Genomic DNA, 639 nt, shown 5'->3' on the forward strand with positions numbered 1-639 from the left:
TCTTCCTGGTCCATGGTGGCCGGAATGGCGTGCCGCGTCTCGTGCATCACTTCCTCGACCTTGACCGAACGCTTGGTGCGCAGGATCTGGTCGAGGTCGATGGCGCCGAGCAGCTTGAAGCTCGGATCGATGACGAAGATCTGGCTGAAGCGCTCGGGCAGATTCTGGTCGTCGCGCATGTAGTCGATGGTCTGGCCGATCGTCCAGAACGGCGGCACCGCGACGAACTCGGTCTGCATGCGGCGGCCGGCCGTCTCTTCGGGATAGTCGAGCGAGCGGCGCAGCCTGATCCGCTCGGTGAACGGCAGCTGCGACAGGATCTCGTCCTGATCCTCCTTCTCGAGGTCTTCGAGAATGTAGACGGCGTCGTCGGAATCGAGCTCCTGTACCGCCTGCGCGATCTGCGCATTGGGCAGACTGTCGACGATCTCCATACGGATCGCCTCGTCGACCTCGGTCAGCGAGGAGAAGTCGAAATCGGCGCCCAGGAGCTCGACCAGCGCGTGGCGCTGTTCGGGATGCAGCGCCTCGAGCAGGTCGCCGAGTTCCGACTGGTGCAGGTCGTCGACTTCATGCTTGAGGGTCAGCGTGTCGCGGTCGGCGATCGCCGCGCCAATCCGCGCCAGGAAGGACGAAAGC

The 639-nt window shown here is 64.0% G+C and carries 1 pseudogene; it reads right to left on the bottom strand.

Annotated features, from left to right (window positions below):
• A pseudogene (locus tag EN750_RS37860) lies at positions 1–639 on the bottom strand (CBS domain-containing protein); the annotation flags it as partial.

The sequence above is a fragment of the Mesorhizobium sp. M7A.F.Ca.ET.027.03.2.1 genome (assembly GCF_003999175.1).
Taxonomy (GTDB): domain Bacteria; phylum Pseudomonadota; class Alphaproteobacteria; order Rhizobiales; family Rhizobiaceae; genus Mesorhizobium.